The organism is Aureimonas sp. SA4125 (assembly GCF_019973775.1).
GTDB lineage: Bacteria > Pseudomonadota > Alphaproteobacteria > Rhizobiales > Rhizobiaceae > Plantimonas.
Window position 1 is genome coordinate 2,901,674 of record NZ_AP025032.1, and the last position, 19,808, is coordinate 2,921,481.

At 65.1% G+C, this 19,808-nt stretch carries 20 protein-coding genes; 4 read left to right on the forward strand and 16 right to left on the reverse strand.

The genetic code is table 11. The features are described from left to right. The first annotated feature begins 207 nt into the window (after positions 1–207). Entirely contained in the window at positions 208–636 is a 429-nt protein-coding gene (locus tag Sa4125_RS13670; RefSeq protein WP_223998602.1) for a MarR family transcriptional regulator, read from the forward strand. A 107-nt stretch (positions 637–743) separates the two neighbouring features. Here the strand turns inward: Sa4125_RS13670 and Sa4125_RS13675 are convergent, their stop codons facing one another. From Sa4125_RS13675 to Sa4125_RS13725, 11 genes are all read right to left on the reverse strand, one after another. Next, positions 744–1,856, reverse strand: coding sequence for an iron-containing alcohol dehydrogenase (locus Sa4125_RS13675; protein WP_223998603.1), 1,113 nt, complete (start codon positions 1,854–1,856; stop codon positions 744–746). A 109-nt stretch (positions 1,857–1,965) separates the two neighbouring features. Then, on the reverse strand, positions 1,966–2,748 hold the full coding sequence (locus Sa4125_RS13680; protein WP_223998604.1) for an SDR family oxidoreductase: 783 nt from the start codon (positions 2,746–2,748) through the stop codon (positions 1,966–1,968). An 82-nt stretch (positions 2,749–2,830) separates the two neighbouring features. Further along, positions 2,831–3,832: an ABC transporter permease gene (locus tag Sa4125_RS13685; protein ID WP_223998605.1), complete on the reverse strand. Its 1,002-nt coding sequence runs from the start codon at positions 3,830–3,832 to the stop codon at positions 2,831–2,833. Beyond that, positions 3,829–5,352: a sugar ABC transporter ATP-binding protein gene (locus tag Sa4125_RS13690; protein WP_223998606.1), complete on the reverse strand. Its 1,524-nt coding sequence runs from the start codon at positions 5,350–5,352 to the stop codon at positions 3,829–3,831. Before Sa4125_RS13690 ends, Sa4125_RS13685 begins: the two co-directional genes overlap by 4 nt. A 207-nt stretch (positions 5,353–5,559) precedes the next feature. Further along, a complete protein-coding gene (locus tag Sa4125_RS13695) occupies positions 5,560–6,459 on the reverse strand; it encodes a sugar-binding protein (protein ID WP_223998607.1) in 900 nt (299 codons plus the stop codon). Positions 6,460–6,960: 501 nt separating this feature from the next. Continuing rightward, positions 6,961–7,845: a hypothetical protein gene (locus Sa4125_RS13700; RefSeq protein ID WP_223998608.1), complete on the reverse strand. Its 885-nt coding sequence runs from the start codon at positions 7,843–7,845 to the stop codon at positions 6,961–6,963. Further along, on the reverse strand, positions 7,842–8,237 hold the full coding sequence (locus Sa4125_RS13705; RefSeq protein ID WP_223998609.1) for a phage holin family protein: 396 nt from the start codon (positions 8,235–8,237) through the stop codon (positions 7,842–7,844). The genes Sa4125_RS13700 and Sa4125_RS13705 overlap by 4 nt, the downstream gene beginning before the upstream one ends. A gap of 10 nt (positions 8,238–8,247) precedes the next feature. Further along, positions 8,248–8,814, reverse strand: coding sequence for a hypothetical protein (locus Sa4125_RS13710; RefSeq protein WP_223998610.1), 567 nt, complete (start codon positions 8,812–8,814; stop codon positions 8,248–8,250). A 55-nt stretch (positions 8,815–8,869) separates the two neighbouring features. Beyond that, positions 8,870–9,874, reverse strand: coding sequence for a DUF3618 domain-containing protein (locus tag Sa4125_RS13715; protein ID WP_223998611.1), 1,005 nt, complete (start codon positions 9,872–9,874; stop codon positions 8,870–8,872). A 622-nt stretch (positions 9,875–10,496) separates the two neighbouring features. Further along, positions 10,497–11,705 (reverse strand): IS256 family transposase, encoded by a 1,209-nt coding sequence (locus tag Sa4125_RS13720; protein ID WP_223998612.1) that lies wholly within the window; start codon positions 11,703–11,705, stop codon positions 10,497–10,499. Between the two features lie 238 nt (positions 11,706–11,943). Continuing rightward, complete coding sequence (locus Sa4125_RS13725) at positions 11,944–12,261, reverse strand: hypothetical protein (RefSeq protein WP_223998613.1); 318 nt, start codon at positions 12,259–12,261, stop codon at positions 11,944–11,946. A gap of 51 nt (positions 12,262–12,312) precedes the next feature. Here Sa4125_RS13725 and Sa4125_RS13730 point away from each other — a divergent pair, with 51 nt between their 5' ends. Next, positions 12,313–13,038, forward strand: a complete 726-nt coding sequence (locus Sa4125_RS13730) for a GNAT family N-acetyltransferase (RefSeq protein ID WP_223998614.1) — start codon at positions 12,313–12,315, stop codon at positions 13,036–13,038. A 3-nt stretch (positions 13,039–13,041) separates the two neighbouring features. Continuing rightward, positions 13,042–13,935, forward strand: coding sequence for a hypothetical protein (locus Sa4125_RS13735; RefSeq protein WP_223998615.1), 894 nt, complete (start codon positions 13,042–13,044; stop codon positions 13,933–13,935). Between the two features lie 206 nt (positions 13,936–14,141). Here the strand turns inward: Sa4125_RS13735 and Sa4125_RS13740 are convergent, their stop codons facing one another. The 5 genes from Sa4125_RS13740 to Sa4125_RS13760 all read right to left on the reverse strand — a co-directional run bounded on the left by Sa4125_RS13740 (position 14,142) and on the right by Sa4125_RS13760 (position 18,955). Next, entirely contained in the window at positions 14,142–14,405 is a 264-nt protein-coding gene (locus Sa4125_RS13740; RefSeq protein WP_223998616.1) for a hypothetical protein, read from the reverse strand. After that, entirely contained in the window at positions 14,396–15,616 is a 1,221-nt protein-coding gene (locus Sa4125_RS13745; RefSeq protein WP_223998617.1) for a geranylgeranyl diphosphate reductase, read from the reverse strand. Before Sa4125_RS13745 ends, Sa4125_RS13740 begins: the two co-directional genes overlap by 10 nt. Next, positions 15,613–16,527, reverse strand: a complete 915-nt coding sequence (gene chlG, locus Sa4125_RS13750) for a chlorophyll synthase ChlG (protein WP_223998618.1) — start codon at positions 16,525–16,527, stop codon at positions 15,613–15,615. Before chlG ends, Sa4125_RS13745 begins: the two co-directional genes overlap by 4 nt. 67 nt (positions 16,528–16,594) lie before the next feature. Continuing rightward, positions 16,595–17,941 carry a transcriptional regulator PpsR gene (ppsR, locus tag Sa4125_RS13755; RefSeq protein ID WP_223998619.1) on the reverse strand — a complete coding sequence of 449 codons (1,347 nt, stop codon included), beginning with the start codon at positions 17,939–17,941 and terminating at the stop codon, positions 16,595–16,597. Between the two features lie 108 nt (positions 17,942–18,049). Further along, positions 18,050–18,955, reverse strand: coding sequence for a cobalamin B12-binding domain-containing protein (locus Sa4125_RS13760; RefSeq protein ID WP_223998620.1), 906 nt, complete (start codon positions 18,953–18,955; stop codon positions 18,050–18,052). 316 nt (positions 18,956–19,271) lie between these two features. Here Sa4125_RS13760 and bchF point away from each other — a divergent pair, with 316 nt between their 5' ends. Then, complete coding sequence (bchF, locus tag Sa4125_RS13765) at positions 19,272–19,808, forward strand: 2-vinyl bacteriochlorophyllide hydratase (RefSeq protein WP_223998621.1); 537 nt, start codon at positions 19,272–19,274, stop codon at positions 19,806–19,808.

Below are 19,808 nucleotides of genomic sequence, written 5' to 3' on the forward strand. Positions count from 1 at the left end.
GTCCGGAAAGCGATGAAATAATCGGCAGTCGCCATTTTGCATCGCAAAACGGCAGACCCACTGGCATTTTTGCCTGAACGGTCTTCGCAGATCGAAAACGGAGAATTTTGCGACAGTTCAGGATGGCAACCACCCGCAAAAGCCTTGCTCAAGGGGGGTGCGGTTGAATATGCCTGAAACGGCAACTATTGAATGTCGAGAGATCCAGTGACCCAACCCGACCCGCAGCCATACGAACTGGCCCATCTGATTACCGGCGTCAGTCGGCGGCTGGAAGCCGAGATCGAGGAACGGCTGCGGCCCGAAGGCGTGCCGATCGACCAGTACCGCATCCTGCGCACCCTGACGTCCCGAGACGGTCAGGCGATGGGCGAATTGGCCGACGCCGTTCTCGTCGATTCACCGACGCTGACCAAGATCGTCGACCGCATGGTCAGCAATGCGCTCGTCTACCGCGCCCCCGAGCCAAAGGACCGGCGCAAGGTGCTGATCTTTCTGTCCACCAAGGGCAAGGCTCTGCAAGCCCGGCTAACCGGCCTTGTGGAAATCCCCTCCCGCGGGCTGGCGGGGCGGCTCGGCGGCAAGGAAACCGAAATGCTGACCTCTCTCCTCACCCGGTTGATGCGCCCGGCGTGAAAAGGCGACGCCGGCCGCTGCCGGGCCGAATTCGCTCTGCCGGACCGCGATCGCCTTCATGACGCATGGCGCGGTCGCGGCGAATGCCCGGGGCAAGGAAGCCGACCTCAGCGCGACTGGTGCAGGAGATCGAGATAGTCGGCGCGGCTCGGCGTCCGGGGATTGGTCGCGTGGCAGTGGTCCTTCAGCGCCTCGCCGGCGACATGTTCCATCATCGCCTCGGTGACGCCCATGGCATCGAGGCCGGAGGGCAGCCCGATGTTTGCCGTGAGGTCGGCCATGACGCGGTCAGGCTCGCCGCCGAGAATGCCGGCGAGAACGTCCCACTTCTCGCCCACCGCCGCGCGGTTGAAGCGCAGCACCGCCGGCGTCAGCACCGCGTTCAGCGTTCCATGGTGGAGGTTCAGCTCGCGCACGGCGCCCAGCGGATGCGTCAGCGCGTGGACGGCGCCGAGCCCCTTCTGGAAAGCCATGGCGCCCTCCAGCGCGCACATCATCATTTCCCAGCGTGCGGTCCTGTCGCTGCCGTCGGACACCGCGCGCCGGAGTGCGCCGACGCCGCGCTTCAGGCCATCGAGGGCGATCGCGTCGGCGGGCGGATTGATCGCCGGCGCCATGTACGTTTCCAGGCAATGCGACAGCGCGTCCATGCCGGTCGCGGCCGTGAGCAAGGGCGGCAGCCCGAGAGTCAGTTCGGGATCGCAGAGCGCGATCGACGGCAGCATGTGCGGGCTGATGATGCCGAGCTTGCGGCCCTCGGCGGTGATGATGACGGCGGCGCGCCCGACCTCCGACCCGGTGCCCGACGTCGTCGGCACCGCGATCATCGGACAGATCCGCCCGTGGATCTTCGCCGCGCCGCCTTCGACGGCGGTGTACTGCGCCAGCGGTCCGTCATGCCCGGTCAAAAGCCGGACGGCCTTGGCGAGATCGATCGACGAGCCGCCGCCGAAGCCGACGATTCCGTCGCAGCCTTCGCTGCGGTAGAGCGTCAGGGCGGCATTCACCGCGTCCTCGGTCGGATTGGCCGGCGTATCTTCGAAGATCAACGGCCTGGACGAGAAAAGGCCGGTGACGCGCTCGACCAGGCCGCTCGCGACCAGCCCTCGGTCCGTGACGATCAGGGGCCGGCCGACGCCGAGACCTTCCAGGAGCGATGGCAGTTTGGAGACCGCGCCTTCGTCGAATTCGATGCGGGTCAGATAGGTGATGAGGGCCATTCACGGCGCTTTCTGTATGAGAACTGTTCTGGGTAGCGGATGCCTGCGGGACGTTCCGGGCCGCCAGTGTGGACCCGACCGTGTCCGCCGCGCCAAGGCGTCGAACGCTTCAGGTCCAGCCGCCATCCACGACATGCGACTGGTTGGTGCAGGCGCCAGCCTCGTCGGAGGCAAAGAAGAGGATGGGCCGGGCGATGTCGGCGGGATAGATCTTGCGCTTCAGGCACTGGCGCTTGAAGATTTCGGCTTCGACCTCGGGTGTCACCCAGAGGTCCAGCTGGCGCTGCGTCATGATCCAGCCGGGGAGAACGCAGTTGACGCGGATATTGTGGACGCCGAGTTCCCGCGCCAGTCCCCGCGTCAGCCCGATCACGCCGGACTTCGCAGCGACGTAGGGCGTCAACCCCTCGACGCCGGCGATGTAGGCGAAGGAGCCGACATTGACGATGGCGCCGCCGCCCGCTTCGGCCATGTCCTTGTAGACGGCCTGGGCGCAGAAGAACTGGTGGCGCAGGTTGACGGCCTGCCGATCGTCCCAGAACTCCGGGGTGATCTCGTCGATCGTCGCGCGCTGGTCATGCGCGGCGTTGTTGACGAGAAGGGTGATCGGCCCGAATTCGGCGCGGATGGCGTCGATGCCGGCACGAACCGCCGGGATGTCTCGCAGATCGACGTTCTGGAAGAGAACCTCGCAGTTTTCCGCGCGCAGTTCCTCGACGAGTGCCTTGGACTCGGCCACAGCGATGTCGATGAACCCGACCCGCGTCCCCTGATGCGCGAAATGCCGGGTGATCTCGGCGCCAATGCCGCTGCCGCCGCCGGTGATGAGGACGGTCCGGTCGCGAAGACTGGGATAGATGGCGCCGTAACGCGGGCTGTGCTTGTCGTTCAAACCCTGTTCTCCTGATGCGGGGACGCGGTTCGCCCCTTTCTGCCGGCCGGGAATGTGCCGGGCTTCTGGCATCCGCCGGCGATCATGCCGGGGAGCGGGTGCCGGCCAGCGTGCGCTGTTCCAGTTGCTTGCGCCCGATCGAAGCCTGGCGCCGCTTTTGGATCTCGCGGTCGGCGATGACACCGAGAAGGATGACCGCGCCCATGACCGCAAAGTTCAGCGAGCTCGGAATGCCCAGCATGTTCACGAGGTTCTGCAGGACCTGCAGAAGCACCGTGCCGAGGACGATCCCGAGCACCGAGCCCTCGCCGCCACGCAGCGAGCAGCCGCCGAGGACCGCGGCGGCGATGGCGTAGAGCTCGTAGAAGTTGCCGTGGGCGGATGGCGAGACCGACTGCGTGTAGAACACGAAGGCCATGGCGCTGATGCCGGTGAGGATGCCGGAAATCGTATAGGCCAAGGTGATGACGAGATTGGTCGGCAGGCCCGAATAACGCGCCGCCTCCTCGTTCTTGCCGATGGCGAACAGGTAGCGGCCGAACACCGACTTGTGGATGAGGACCGCCGTGCAGAGCGCCACGAGCACGAAGAAGATGAAGGAGTGCGGGATGTTCCAGGTGCGGCCAGACGCCAGCCATTCCAGCCACTCGTAACCGCCGGTGTAGCCGAATCCACGGGTGGAGTCCTCGGTATACCAGCGCGCCGTGCCCCGGTAGATCAGGAGACCGCAGAGCGTGACGACGAAAGGCTGAAGTTTAAGACGGGTAATCAGGATGCCGTGAAGGGTCCCGAGGATCGCTCCGGCAAGGACCGTTGCAAGCGCCGCGAGCGGCCAGGCCACCTCGTACTCCACGAGGAGGTCGAGGAACAGAATGCCGAGCAGCGCCAGCATCGAGCCGACCGAGAGATCGATGCCGCCGGTGATGATGACGATGCCGAGACCGATGGCGAGGAGGCCAAAAAGACCGATCTGGTTGGCGAGATTGACCAGGTTCACCTGCGACAGGAATTGCGGGTTGATGGCCGCGGTGATCGCGCCGGTAACGACGATCAGGAGGAAGAGGCCGGTCTCTTTGCGGATCATGGATGCGCGCTTTCGGTAAGGTGTCCCTGCCCCGTCGCGAGGGTCAGGACATTGTGTTCGGAAAAATCGTCGCGCTTCAGGTGACCGCCGATCCGACCCTCGTGCATCACGACGACCCGGTCGCTGACGCCGATGACCTCCTCCATGTCGCTCGACACCATCAGGATGGCGACGCCGCTGTCGGCGAGATCGCGCATGATCCGGTAGATTTCGGACTTGGCGCCGACGTCGATGCCACGCGTCGGTTCGTCGAAGATCATGACGGAGGGCTTCATCGACAGCCATTTCCCGAGAACGATCTTCTGCTGGTTGCCGCCGGAGAGGGTCAGCGCCGAGGAGCCGACGCTGGCGCTCTTGATGCGCAGCGACTTGCTCTGGGACTGTGCGACTCGCTTTTCGGCAGCGCCGTCGATGAGCCACAACCGGGCATAGTGGGAGAGGTTGGCGAGCGTCATGTTATGCATCACCGACTGCTCGACGATCAGGCCGCAGCGCTTGCGGTCTTCCGGCGCGAGGTAAATACCGTGGGCGATGGCATCGGTGACGCCGCGGATCCGGATCGGTTTGCCATCGAGCCACACTTCGCCGGCCAGCGGCATGTCGACGCCGAAAATCGCCTCGACAAGCTCCGTGCGCCCGGCCCCGACGAGGCCGGCGAGTCCGACGATCTCGCCGCGCCGCACGACAAGATCGACGGCACGGTCCGGATAGGCGCGCGTCACGATCCCGCGCGCATCGAGCCCGTCCGATACGACGTCACGGGAAGGGTTGATGTAGATGGATTTGAGGTCGCGGCCGATCATGAGGCGGATCATCGCCGGGTGCGTGATCGCGCCCCTGTCGAGTTCACCGACGACGCGGCCATCGCGCAGCACGACGACCCGGTCCGCGATCTCCTCGATCTCGCCCAGTCGGTGGGAGATGTAGATGATGCTCACCCCTGCCAGGCGGAGATCCTTGACGACTTTCAGGAGCCGCGCCGTTTCGGTCAGCGTGAGGCTCGACGTCGGCTCGTCCATGATGATGACACGCGCCTCCTGAGACAGCGCCTTGGCGATCTCGACCATCTGCTGCTGGGCGATGGAGAGGGTCTCGACCGGGTCGGAAGGTCCGAAATCAACGCCGAGGCGCTGGAGGATGGGCCCGACGCGCCGATGGACCTCGGCGTCGTCGACGAGCTGAAGCAGACCGCCCTTGCGGGGCTCGCGGCCGATGAAGACATTGGCGGCAACGTCGAGATTTTCGAAGAGGTTCAGTTCCTGGTGCACGAAGGCGATCCCCTGCCGCGCCGCCTCCTTGACCGACAGGTGATCATAGACGGTGCCGCCAAGGGAGATGCTGCCGGACGTCGGCGCGATCACGCCGCCGAGGATCTTCATGAGGGTCGACTTGCCGGCCCCATTCTCGCCGACGAGCCCGAGAACCTCCCCCGGGCGAACGTCGAGACTGACTCCATCCAGTGCCGTGACACCGTGATAGGCCTTGTGGATCGAGCGAAGCTCGAGGACCGCTTCCGACATCACGCCTATCCCGATACCCGTTATGACAAGTCCGCAGGCCACAGTCGTTGCGAAAGACGAAGGCGATCCGCCCCGCCTTCCGCAACACCGCCACTCCTGGCAAGGTTGAAACTAACCGCACGGCCCGGCGCCCGATGTCGGTGAGCGTCGGCGTGCCGGACCGCGATCCGGCAACACCTGGTCCGTATGGTCCAGCCGGTCGCTGGGCTACTTCTTCAGGAGATCGGCCGTCTTCTGGGCGAATTCCTTGACATTTTCCTTGTCGATGATCTGCGTCGGGACGATGTCGAGCTTGTTCTCGGGAACGACGGACTTGTCGCCCTCGATGTACTTTGCCAGCTTGATCATCGACTGGTAGCCGAACTCGTAGGGCTGCTGCACCACGGTTCCGAGGATGGCGCCCTCCGAGATCCCCTTCAGCGTCTGCTGGTCCTCATCGAAACCGACGATCTGGACCTTGCCCTCCATGCCGGCGGCCTTCACCGCATTGTAGATCTGCGGCGTGTTGTAGGCCCAGAGGCCGACGAGGAGGTTGATGTCGGGATACTTGGTCAGCGTATCCTCGACATTGGCCTTCGCCTTGGCCTGATCGCCGCCATCGGTGCGGATGTCGATGATCTCGATCTTCGTGCCGGCGATCGCCTCCTTGATGCCCTGCGAGCGCTCGCGCGCATTGGCGGCATCCATCGTCCCGACGAAGAGCATGGCCTTGCCGCCATCGGGCAGCGCACGCTTCATCAGTTCGCCCGCCTTGCGTCCGGCATCGACGTTGTCCGTCCCGATATACATCGCCCGGTTGGAGTTCGGCGCGTCGGCGTCATGCGTGAAGAGCACCGCCTGCGAAGCGACCTGGTTCAGGATGCCGGTGGAATCGTCGGGATTGACCGGACTGATGGCAACACCCGCCACGCCGCGGGCCAGCAGATCCTCGAGAATGCGCTTCTGCGCTGCAGCCGACATCTCGCCAGGAATGAAGAACTCGATGTTGTAGTTCGGCAGTTCGGCCTGCGCCTTTTCCGTTCCGCGCTTGGCGATCGTCCAGAAGTCCGCCGGCACGTTGACGACGAAGGCCAGAGTCTTCTTTTCCTGTGCCAACGACGGCTGCATGAATGCAACGCTCGCAACTGCAGCAGAAGCCGCCAATATAATTGTGCGTCGCAATAAATCGGTCTCGGACCGCGTCTTTCTGGCAGTCAATGCCCCGCCGACAATGGAATTTTTCATCCCCATATTCTCCTCCCATGCTTGCACGCCAAGCGACATCATGGATAGGGCAGCGCCGTTATTTGCGTCAAGGCCAAAGCTGCTGGCGATCCCCGAAGATTGTTCGTGGAGCCAAGCCCGTTTTGCGAAAAAGGCCAAGGAGTTGGATTGCGGGCCATCCGTGGAGCCGATGATGGCTCCCGGGTGCAGGATTAGTCGCCGGCGCCGCTAACGGCCGGTGCTCTCTGACATGACAGGTGACGCCGGGCCGAGCAGCCATCACACTTGCGAAACAGCGTCGTGACACTGTCAGACGGCTGTCTGAAAAGGCACGTCTGGCAGCCGAAGCGACATGGAAAGGAGATCACGTGCCGAGGCAACGTGATCTCCGATAGGTCGCGCGCTTCAGGAAACCTTGCCGGCCTCTTCGCGCACGCTCGTCTGGGCCGCAGAGGCAACCTGCGAGAAGCGGTCCTTGAGGTCTGCCGCCTGATCCTTGGCGGCTTCCGTGGTCAGACCCTGCGCTTTGGCCTCGCGCGCGATCTCGTCCAGTGCGGCACCGGCCAGATTCTTGGCCTCGCCGAGCTTCTCGCCGGCAGCAGCCCGAGCCTGATCCTTCACCGCGTCGCTGGTTTCGCCGAGATATTCGCGTTCGATATCAGTCGCCGGTAGGAGTGCCGCAACGCCGGCGCCGAGCGCCAGGCCGAGAACGCCGAGCGCAAGAGGCTGGTCCTCAAAGAAGTCGCCGACCGTCTGCTGGATCTGGCCAGCCTGGCTCCGGACCATGCGCGACCCTGCACGGGACGCGTCATGGGCGGTCGAACCGACGTAGGCGGTTGCGTCGCTCGCATAGGATGCGGCCGCCTCGTAGCCTCGAGCAACACCCCCGGCCAACGACGAAGCATTTTCCGCAACGCGCGATCCCGCCTGCTGGGCGCTGCCTTCAACGGAATCGACAAAACCGCGCCCGCCATTTCCTGGATCACGGCTCGCACCGCCGAACCGATCGACGTAGCGCGCCTGTGCCGCCTCGAAGCGCATATCGTCGTCGTCCTGCTCCCGCCGGTGGCGGGGTCGGTCGTGACCGTGGCTCCTCGCTCCGAAAATGGACGTCCTGGCACCGCCGAAGAACAGCCAGGCCGCGCCCATGCCGATCAAGGCCGCTGAGGCCGGGTTGTCGCGGACGGCACCGAGGAGACTGTCGCCGAAGCCCTGTTTGACTTGCTTCGCCCTCGGGGGGACATCGGTGACGAGGGGATAGCGGTCCGTTGAACCGACTGTTTCGCTCATGGCATGTTTCCTTTCGCTGCCTGGGCATCGAGCCCGACCTGCCGCACGGTGCGCTCCGGCACGACGCTCTCGGCTTTCAGCTTCTGAAGTCCCGACATGGCCAGGATCGCGGCGACGACGCCGCCGATGACCGTTGCAACCAGGAAGGAGAGCCCTGCCCCCAGGCCAGCCTGGACGAGGAAGGTTGCGACGGTCGTGAGCAACATCACGAGCGTTGCGATGGCGAACGCCAGACCTGCAACCATCATCACGATCGCCGCCATGGCGATCGTGACCTTGTGGCTCATCTCCGCCTTGGCAAGCTGGATCTCGCTGCGGAACAGCGAGGTTACCTGTTCCAGCCCATTGGAGATGAGGTCGGAAAAACTTCTGTCTTCGGGGTTCGTTGTCATTATTGGCCCCTTAGCTCGGCGTGTAGCCGGTCGGCCTCGGGCGATAGCCTGCCTGCGGGCCAGGCTCACGGTTGAGGCTGCCGGTTCCGGCCTGCTGCGTGCGTTTCTCAGCAGATGCCGACAGGAAGCGAACGGCGAGGAAGCCGGCAAAAGCCGTCGCGCCGAGGAAGATGGCGGGCTGACGACGGGCGTAGTCGTGCACCACGCCGACAAGGTCCGCCAGTTCACGATCCTTGACGCTATCGGCCAGATGCTCGATCTCGCCGGCCGCCCTGCGAGCAAGATTGGCGACCATCGGCATCTCGTCGTCGAGCGAGTCCGCGGCGCGGTTGATCGAGCCCGCATAGCCCTTGAACCGGTCCGCGCCGGCGCTCTTCTGCTCCTCGGCAAGCCCGCGGATGCGATCGGCCGCATCGACGACACCCTGCTTGGCGCGATCGCCAAGGTCATTTACCGCCGCCTTCGCCTCCCCAGCGAGCGAGCTCGCCTCGGTTTCGGCCCGGTTCAGGGTATCGCGCGCCTGGTCGGGGACACGGGCATTCGGGGTCTGGTTCGGGAAATTGGTGGTGTTGCTCATCGAGGGCTCCATCATTTGGTCGCTGGAATTGGTTTTCGAAACTGGGGACGGGAGATCAGCCATGCGTCGGCCGCTCGGTCGCGAAATCGGGGGACCGCTTTTCGGGTGTCACGGCATTGATCCCGGCGTCGACGACAGCGCCGGCACGGTCGGCGACGTCACGGATGGCCTCGCGTCCAGCGCCGGCATCCAGCCCCTCGTCGCGGGCTGCCTGCAGTGTCGATCCGACGACCCGTTCACCCGCATCCATGACGGCACTGACGCCTTCGCGAGCACGCGCCGACGCTTCATCCCTGACGCGGGAACTGGCACTGCCGAACAGGCGGCTCTCGGTCCGGCTGGAAGGAATCATGGCGGCGAGGGCCGCTCCTGCGAGGGCCGTCAGCGCGCCGACCATCAGGGGATGGCGCTGCACTGTATCGACCAGGGTGTTGCGTCCTTGGCGTCCCAACGCTACGGCCCGGTCGGTGGCCTCGCCCGCGGCATGCAGGCCGTCGTGATAGTTGGCGCGGGCCGAATGCACAGCGGCGTCAGCGGTTTCCGACACCGTATTGGCAGCGGCGGCAGCGGCACTGGTTGTCCGGTCCGCAGCGGACCTGACCGCGGAGGTAACCGACGCAGCCGCACCGGATGCCGTCGTCCTCGCCGAGCCGGCAGCATCCGACGCTCTTTCGGCGCCGGACGAAACGGCGCCCGCAAGCTTGTCGTTGGACATCAAGCCCGACAACAGATTCCCGCGCCCGGAAAGCGCGACACCCGCCCCCATCAGGAGGATGGGCGCGGGAATGCTCCGGAGAATGCCGATCAGAGGGTAAGCCAGGCCGGCGCCGATGGCGGCGGTCTGCAAGGGGTTTTCGCGGGCCGAGCGCTCGAGTTTCGCCAACATGTCCTGTCCCGTCCTGGCGACCTGTTCTTTCACGTCAGCCTTGATGGTCTCAGGCGAAAGGCGGCTTTTGAGCTCACCCACGGTTTCGGCGAGGCCGGAACGAAGCTGTTGGGACCGCGCCTCGAGCGTGTCGAGTTCCGGGTCGGGGACATGGGCTGTACCAGCGGTGCTCATCGTTTTCTCCAAAGCAGACAGGGCGCGTCGAGGCGCATTCGTCACTGCTGGATGAACCCAAATGCAGGGCCTTAGTTCCGAAAGTGAGTGTCTTATGACAAAATGTAGCCACGACTACTTATCAAAGCGAAAGACAATAGCCAGGCAATGATAGCCATGACTTAGAGTTGGCGACATGGGTGACGCCGGATCTGTCTTTTTGCAGTCCGTTGCTGGAAAATGCCATGGCGGAGTTTCGTTGTCGGCACCGAGCACAGTCGCACATCGGCGGGGCTAGCGTCTGAGTGTCGCCGGATGCGGGCGCTGCAAAATGGTGGTTGTGCTGCTGGGCGCGATTTGATCGCGACAATCTGTTTAGGCTTGGCATCGGCGACGAGGCGGAAGGTCAACGGGGACATTCCTTTTACGAAGATGACGGGCACGATCCAGCCAGATTCTTGAAGTTCACATGGTAATCCGAGATTTTTCGACAGCGCTCAAAGCACTGACACTGAAAATTGTTCATTCACGCTGATGCGGCAGGATGGGTTGACCCCCCGCTGACGCCGAGTTCTCGTAAACTTTTTTTCGGTCGTGTCCGTCAACGTGGTGGAAATTGGGGTGTAACTGAAGCGGCTCGGTTTCAGGCGGCTGCGGTGGAAATACGTACGGTTTCGGGCTTGGTGCTGTTGGACATGAGTTCGGCCATGGGTTCGGTCTGCATGTAGCGGTTTTGCGTCTGCCATTCGTCGTTGGCCTCGAGGAGGACGGCGCCGATGAGGCGGATGATGGAGCCCTCGTTCGGGAAGATGCCGACGACATCGGCGCGCCGCTTCACCTCCTTGTTCAGGCGCTCCAGGGAATTGGTCGAATGGATCCGGGTCCGATGCTGACCGGGAAAGTCCAGATGCGCCAGCACGTCGGTCTCGCTGTCGTCGATGAAGCTGCCGAGCTTGGGACACTTTCCCCGGAGCTGGTCGGCGACGTGGCGCAGCGCCTGGGCCGCGCCGGCGCGATCGGGTTGGATGAAGGCCTGGCGCAGGGCCGCAGCCGCCATGCTTTGCTGCGCCTTCGGGACATAGGACAGGGCGTTGCGCATCCAGTGGACGCGGCAGCGCTGCCAGGAGGCGCTGAACACCCGGCGGATGGCGGCCTTCAGCCCTTCATGGGCATCCGATATCACGAGCTTCACGCCGGAAAGGCCGCGGCGCACGAGGCTCTTGAGGAAGGTCGACCAGAAGGTCTCCGCTTCCGAGGGCCCGATGTGAAGGCCGACGATCTCGCGCTTGCCGTCGGTGTTGACGGCGACAGCGATTATTGCCGCCACCGAGACGATACGGCCGCCTTCGCGCTGCTTCAGGTAGGTCGCGTCGAGCCAGAGATAGGGCCAGTCGCCGGTGAGCGGGCGATCGAGAAAGCCGCCGACGCGGTCGTCGATATCTTTGCACAGCTTCGACACCGTGCTCTTGCCGATCCCCGACAGTCCCATGGCCTGCACCAGATCGTCGACGCGACGCGTGGACACGCCGCTGATCCAGGCCTCCTGGATGACCGCGACAAGCGCCTTCTCCGAGAGCTTTCTCGGTTCCAGGAACGGCGGAAAGTAGCTGCCTTGTCGAAGCTTGGGGATGCGAAGCTGCAAGGAGCCAAGCCGGGTATCGAACGAGCGGTCCCGGTAGCCGTTGCGATAGGTCGCCCGTTCCAGGGTGCGTTCATGGCGCCCGGCGCCGATCATGCCCTCCACGTCGGCCTCCATGAGAAGCTGCATCACGCTCTCGGCTATCGTCCTCAGGAAATCGCCGTCTCCGGCTTTTGCCAGAAGCTCGGCAAGCGGTAATCTGTCCTCGGTCATCGGGTGCTCCGGTCAGGTTGAAGTCTCGCAACTCCACCTTAGCCGGCCAATCCGGTGGCCACCTCCGTCGCACCATCTGAGATCCGAGTTTCCACCACCAGCGCGGACACTACCTTTTTTTCAATTCCGCCGCGTCTACAGTCACGGCATGTCGAACCTCAATCTCTCCTTTCCTTCCGCTACGACAGACCACATCTCTCTCCCGACCGTTCAGGTTGGAGAGACTTTCGACTTCCTGTCAGCAGCTTATCGCCGACTTTTCGAAGCGAGCCGTCAGGATGCCTTCCGGAACCCTGTCTGGCTCGATTCCTTCTATCGGCATCTCGCGCCGTCTCGTGGCGCTGCAGCCGTGATCGTCACGGGAAGGAGCGCGGCGGGCGAGCTTGTCTTCGTGCTGCCGCTCATCCTCAGGCGGATCCAGGGTATCACTCTTCTTGAAACCGCCGATCTCGGCGTTGGCGATTATGCCTCGCCTGTCGTCGACCTGTCGGCGCAAGGCGCTTTGGAAAGCCATTCCGACCTTCGCGCAGAGATCCTGGCCGCCCTGCCGGCGCATGACATTCTCCGCATCCGCCCGATCCGGTCGGATGTCCTGGAGGACTGGCGGGTGTTTCTGGGCGGGGATGTCGTTCCACTGGGATTCAGCGCCCATGCCGCCACCTTGGCGGCCCCCTATCCGGACTGGCGCAAACGGAGCTTCACGAAGAGCTTCCAGAAATATCTGGCACGCCGCAAATCGCGCTTCCTCAAAAGCGGCGATGTCGTTCTGGAGCACCTGACGGGGGACGCGGCTGCCGAAGCCGTCTACGCCCTTCGAGATCTCAGGGCGGGCCGCTTCGAGGGCGACCCCATCCAGAGCGATGCGGTGGCCGATTTCTATGCGGCTGTGGCACGAAACGGCGCCTCCGAAGGCCTCTGCCGCCTGTACCGGCTGTCGCATGATGGAAGATCGGTCGCGTACACCTTCTCGCTGACGCAGGCGGGTCGCCTGCATTATCTGCTGATCGGCTGCGATTACGGGGCTTTTTCGCGGCATTCGCCCGGCCTCCTCCTCTACGACATGATGATGGAAACCTTCGCCGAGGAGGGCGGCCGCATCTTCGATTTCACCATCGGCGACGAAGCCTTCAAGGCCGACTTCGCAACCGTCCCAACCGCGATGTACGCGCTGCTGAGCCGTCCCACCGTCCGCGGGCGCATCGCGCATGGCATGTTCGGGGTGCGCGAGCACGCGCGCCGACTCTACGAAAACTGGCGCGGCGGAGGAAGAACTGGGTCCACGGACACAAGCGGGGATGGCGAGCGCCCGAACCCGGCGACGCAAGGGAGCTGATCGGTGATTGATGGAATGTCCTTTCTCGAACGCTCCCTGATCGTCGCCGCGCACCCGGACGACGAGATGCTGTGGTTCAATTCGATCATCGGCAAGGTCGACCATGCCGTCATCGTCTACCGCAACTTCTGGGCGGCTCCGGAGCTCGGATTGGCTCGGGCGGCGGCGATCGGCGCGCTTCCGCTGAAAAAGGTCACCTGCCTCGATATCGACGAGGCCGGCACCTACGGCTGCGCCGACTGGTCGAACCCGGTCCTGACGGAACACGGCCTGGAGTTTGGTGGCGCCGAAACCCGCCGCGAGATCAAACGCGTGACCAAGCGCTCCATCGGCAGGATATTGCCGGTCACCGCCGCCACGGCACCGGAGCGCGTCAGCGCGCAGTATGCCGAGAATTTCCAGCGCATCTGCGACGTACTCGAGCCGATGCTGTCGCCGGACATGAACGTCTTCACGCACAATCCATGGGGCGAATACGGGCATGAGGACCACATCCAGGTCTTCCGCGCACTCGATCGCCTTCGCGACAAGATCGGCTTTCGCCTCTGGATGTCGAACTATTGCACCGAACGCGCGCTGCCGCTCGCCATGCGCTATTTCGTCAAGGCGCCCGGCCCCTACATCAGGCTTCCCACCGACAAGATCCTCGCCGACCGGATTGCCGATGTGTACCGCGCGCACGGGTGCTGGACCTGGGCCGACGACTGGTCATGGTTCGACGAGGAGTGCTTCATGGAGGCGCCGCGCGGGGAGAGCGGCGGCAAGCAGCGTCATCTCTTTCCGCTGAACTTCTTCTCCATCGAGGATCATCGCCAACCCAGCCCGTCGCACATGGCGACCGTTGCGACCCTGCTGATGTCGGGCATGGTCGGAGCCGCCATCGCCGAAGCGATGTGAGGGCCGCCGTCAGATTTAAGACGTGCTTTTGGTCGATCACGGCCGGTTCGGAGATCTCTCCGGTTATCCAAACCGCGCCGCGGCGCCCTGCCGCAGGGTCGCGTCTAAAGCGGGATGGCTTTTCTTTGAATCGCCGTCCCGCTTTCGTTCTTTGTTTCCGCATGATCTCTTTCCGAAAGCCGGAAGCCACCTTTCGGGATCATGCTCTAGCTTCGCAGTCGGCCGACGAGGTCGCCGAGATGCGCGGCGAAGCCCAGCGCCAGGAACAGCGCGATCCAGAGGGCGCCCGCGTCGATGAGAGCGGCCCGCAAAGCCAGGATGAGGAACAGGCCCGACAGCGCGTTGGCAAGCAGCGGCAGCCGCGGCGCGCCGGGCTTGAACAACAGGATCGCCAGAAGTTCGAGGCCGAGGATGGCGATCGCCATGACGGCGACGGTGCCGTCGAGGACGAGCCCGTCGATCAGCGCCACCGCCATCGTCCCGGCCAGACGAGGCGCGCCATGTCGCCGAGGTCCTTGAAGAGGACCCGGACATAGGCGAGCGGGTCGCCAAAGCCGAGCCGCTTGTGCAGGTAAGAGTCCCAGACAAGGCGCTGGATGTCCCGGTCGGCGCAGAGGGCAACGAAGCGCTCGCGCCGCTTGTCGCTGCGATACCAGAAGAACTGCAGGAAGCCGAGGACGGCAAAGATCCGTCCGTGCTTGCGCATGAATCGCCGGCGGGCCTGCACCAGCGCGCGGCTGTCGCCGGTCGCGAGAAACGCATGCGCCGCTGAGGCTCCCAGCTGGCCACAGAGCATGGCGTAATAGATGCCCTCGCCCGACGACGGGGCGACGACGCCGGCAGCGTCGCCAAGGAGTAGCGCGTCGCGGCCGTTGTCCCAGCGCTTCAAAGGCTTCAGCGGCAGGGCAGCGCCCTCCTCGCGCAGCGTTTCGGCGTCACCCAGACCCGAGGCGGACCGCAGGAGACGCGTGGCGGCACGGAAGTCGAAGCCTTTCACCGCGCTGCCGACGCCGACGCTGGTCGTCTCGCCATGCGGAAAGACCCACCCGTAGAAGTCCGGGGAGATCTGCCCCTGATAGTAGACGTCGCAGCGCGCCGGATCGACACCGGGTCGGTCCGCCGCCGGCGACCGGACGATCTCGTGATAGGCGAAGACGTAGGGCGGTCGCTTCTCCGCCCCGAACAATTGTCGTCGGACAAGCGAATTGGCGCCATCCGCTCCGATGACGAGACGGGCCCGAACGACCTCGTCGGGGCCCGCGCAATCCCTGCGCCGAAAGGCTATCTCGTGTCCCCCGCAGGCATGCGGGCGCGCCGCGCGGAACGTGGCGGCGAGGACGTCGGCGCCGCGTTCGCCCGCCCTTTGCCGCAGGAATGGATCAAAGGCATCCCGGTCGACCATGCCGACGAAGCCGCCCGAGATCGCCATGTCGACGCTGGCGCCGGACGGCGCGACCATGCGCGCCGACGAGATGCGGGCGCGCAGGAGATCAGGCGGAACGTCGAAATCCTCGATCAGCCGGGTCGGAATGGCCCCGCCGCAGGGCTTCGTGCGGCCGTCCCGATCAAGGAGCAGGACCGCGTGGCCGGCCGCGGCAAGATCGCCGGCGGCGGTCGCGCCGGCCGGACCGCCGCCTACCACCACGACGTCGTAGGAGCGCTGGGCAGCTTCGCCGCTCACGCGCCGACCCCTTGCAATGCCGCGACGGCGAACGCGCTCGCCAGCATGCCGAGGACGAAGAGGGTCGTGCCCGTGGCGTTGTACCAGGCGGCAAAACGCTGGGGATCGCGCAACAGGCGCGGCATGCAGAGGGTCTGGCCCGTCAGGAGGATGACGACGACGATGGCGTGCAGGGGAAAGCCCCAGGCCAGCAGCAGAACCACCACGCCCATCTGCGGCAACGCCATGACAAAGCAGGCAAGCCGCGCCGCGCGATCGATGCCGAGTTGTGCCGGCAGGCTCGCGAGCCCCATCTGGCGGTCGCCCTCGACCGACTTGAAGTCGTTGAGCGTCATGATGCCGTGCGCGCCGAGGCTGTAGAGTAGTGCCAGCCAGACGATCGGCCAGCCGGGAAAGCCGCCGGTGGCTGCAGCCGCCGCGGTGAACCAGGGCAGGCCCTCGTAGCAGAGACCGACGGCGCCCGGCCCCCACCAGCCGCTGCGCTTCAGCCGGAACGGCGGCGCGCTGTAGGCCCAGGCGAGTGCGAGGCCGGCGATCGCAGCGCCGAACACCCAGGCGCCGAGCCAGAAGGCGACGAAGAGGGAAAGCACCGTATTGCCGATGGCGATCCTGAGGCCCCAGTTCCCCGGCATGCGCCCCGAGGGGATGACGCGGCCCGGCTCGTTGATGGCGTCGACTTCGCGGTCGTACCAGTCGTTGACCGCCTGGCTTGTCCCGCACACGAGCGGTCCGGCCAGAAGGATGCCGCCGACGACATAGGGCCAGCGGTCGCCGACGGCGGCGCCCGACGAGACCACGCCGCAGCCGAATGCCCACATCGGCGCGAACCAGGTGATCGGCTTCAAGAGTTCGAGCGTTGACGAGAAGCTCGGTGTCGACGCACGCGGGGTGAAGACGATCTGCTGGGTCATGCGAAATCGTAACCTCTTACACTTCGATGCGTCAATTAAAATTGACACTCGGGCTGGCGTCACGCCTTTAGTCCGACGTCTCGTCCTGCTCGGAGATGCCGTACCGCCGCAGTTTGATGTAGAGGCTCTGGCGGCTGAGGCCGAGCATGTCGGCGGCCGAGGCGCGGTTGTTGTCGGTCAGCCGCAGCGCTGCTTCGATGCAGAGTTTCTCGATGATGTCGGCGGTATCCCGGACGAGGTTCTTCAAGGGCACGCGGCCGACCAGGTCGATCAGCTGTGCCGCCGAGGTCGGACCGTGACCGGCAAGGCCGGCCTGCATGGCCTCTGCCAGCGGCACCCCGCGGATGGCGAGCCCGAACAGCGGCACGCCGCGGCTGGAGAATTTCGCCGCGGAAACCTCGACCGTCTCGCGTCCGCCATGCTCGTCGCGAATGACCGAGGAAAAGCGCCGCATCGTGCCATGCTCGCGCAGATTGGCCATGAGCACCTGCACGTCGACGCCGGAACCGCCGAGCCAGTTGTCGAGGCGCTTGTCCTCAACAAGATCCAGCGCCATCACCCGGATGAGATCGAGGAAGGCCGTATTGGCCTCGAGGATCGTCGCCTCCGCGTCGACGACGACGACACCGTCGGGAAGGCTTTCTGCCGCGGCCGCCATGTAACTGTCTGCCCCCGCCCCCGGATGGGCGCCGGACGCGTCGTCATCAGCCAAGCGCAGCAGGAGGTTGGTCCGTCCTAACTCGCGAAAGGGCGTCGCGCGCACCGCGAGGCGTCGATCCCCGCCCGACGTCCCGGCGACGAAGGCCGAGGGCCGTCCCCGGGCCACGACGGCCTTCAGCACCTCCAGGGCGTCCGCCTGGTCGTCGCGGCCGAAGATCGTGACGATGGAGAGCCCGGGAAGCTTTCCGATCGGCCTGTCCAGGAGGTCGGCAGCACCCTGGTTCGCTTCGAGGATCTTCAGGGAGTGGCTGTCGACGACGAGGAGGGGATCGACCGAGAAATTGAACAGCATGCGGTAGCGCGATTCGATATCGCGCAGCTTGCGGTAGTCCTTCTCCATCTCGATCTGCGCCGAGACCAGCCGCTGCTGCATCGCCGACATCGGCCTGAGGTCCGTGCCGAACGCGATGCGGCTGTGCGCGCCGGCCGGTGAGACCACATGGTAGCTGACCGGCAGATCCTCGCCGGGAGCGCCGGGGTGGTTGACCTGCCGCGAGCGCGTCGGCGAGGTTTTCGCCGCATCGGCAAGGAGGGCCTCGATCTTGCTGCGGCTGTCAGCCGAGACGGTCGCCGTCCAGTGTCGGCCGACCCAGTTGTCGACGCCCCAACGGGCCAGGCCCTTGTCGGCATAGGCGACGTCGAGCACATCGCCGTCGGGCGACAGGACGACGGCGAGGAAAGCGTTCGCAGTCACCAGCGCCGCCAATGAGTCGGCGCCTAGTCCGGAAAACAGATCGCCGGGGGAGTGGAGGGAGCGTGACACCTCTTGGGAAACCAGCTTGCCATCGATGATCGGTCAGTCTCACTCCGCCACGGGACGATAGGAAAGCGGCGCCCGGCAAGCGAGAGCCGCCTCGGCCTGGAGGACAGCCGACGCGGCGTCCTCGGCCAGGCGGTCGAAGCCGGCGTCGAGAAGGAGGCGGGCATTCTCGCTGGCAAGGCTCCCGCCCCCGAGGAGCACAGCGGAGCGATTGCACGACGTCCGGCGAACCCGCGCCACTATTGCCGAAAGATCCGGCAGGAGAGCGCCGGAATGGACCGACAGGCCGATGACGTCGTAGCGGCTCGACCTGGCGAGACGCAGGATTTCGCTTCCGTCGCCGACACCGCAGCAGTCGACCGTCCAGCCGGCATGGCGGAAGCGCTCCTCGACCATAGCGAGGCCGAAACTGTGCTGGTTCCCGGGAGCCGGGGCGAGCAGGACGCACCGCGTGCGGTCTGGTGAGGGCACCGTGCTTTTGTCCATCACCAGCCCCATGAACAGGCGTTCCAGGCGGGCGACAGCGATGGTGACCGCGAGGAAATCGCACTCGTCGGAGAGCCAGAGTTCGCCCAGAAGTCGGGCCGCCGGCGCCAGATACGTGTCCTCGAAACGGTGCAGATCGCCGGCTTCTGCCAGCCCCGCCTCCGCCAGAGTCCGGAACCGGTCGGCCGAACTGTCGAGCAGCGCCTCGACGAAGACTGCGAGAAACAAGGCAGGGCTCCGGGCCTCGGCCCGTCGATGGCGCTTCGCCGGATCGGGCCGGATCTCGGCCGCGCTGCCGACCGGCGCGCCGGCCGGCGCAACGCCGATCGCCGAGCAGGAGCCGCCCGACTCCCTGGTCTCCTCGCGCCGCGACGGATAGCTGCCCTCGGCGAAACAGGGTGGCGGCGCAGACGACGGACCCGGCTGCCGGCTGCCATCCTGACTGTTGCGAAATGAAACCATGCAGCGTGCCCTCCCGATCACCGCCAAACGTCCCCATGCGTCAATGCCGTCTCAAGCGCTGCCGTACAGCCTGCCGGATCGCCGCCTTCCCACGGCCATCGCGTCCACGTCCCCGTCGCAGGAGACCCGCTCGCGCACATCAGCGTGCTCGCCCACAGCGGCGTTCTATCCTTCATGCTGCCATTTCACTTCGGGCGAGTAAAGCGCTCCTCGTCAAATTGTAAATCGAAATGGACGTCATCTTTGATTGACACTTTTGGTTTTCGGGATTTAGATCGCTGAGATGGCGAAGCGAGATATCGAGGGGAGGCGGACGATGGCGACAACGGCAGACCGGCCCGGCGCTCCCAACGCAGGGCAGCTCTACACGCCGGAAGAGCGGCAGCGCCGTGATTCCACGCGCTGGACACTGGTTCAGGGAATACTTGCTCCCGTGCAGTTTCTCGTCTTCGCCGTCAGCCTCGCCCTTATCCTGCGGTACCTCGCAACGGGGGATGGTCTGGTCGCGGCCAATGCCTCGATCGTCGTCAAGACGCTTGTCCTCTACGCCATCATGATCACCGGCTCGATCTGGGAAAAGGTGGTCTTCGGCAAGTATCTCTTCGCCCCCGCCTTCTTCTGGGAGGACGCGGTCAGCATGCTGGTCCTCGCCCTCCACACGGCCTATCTCGCCTGCCTCTTCGGGGGCCTTCTCGGCCACCGCGGGCTGATGATCCTCGCCCTTGCCGCCTATGCCAGCTACGTCGTCAACGCCGCCCAGTTCGTCTGGAAGCTGCGGGCTGCGCGGCTCGGCGCACGGCCGGCGCGGGCTTCGTCGGGCGTCCCGGCGATCATGCTGGAGCAAGCCCGGTGA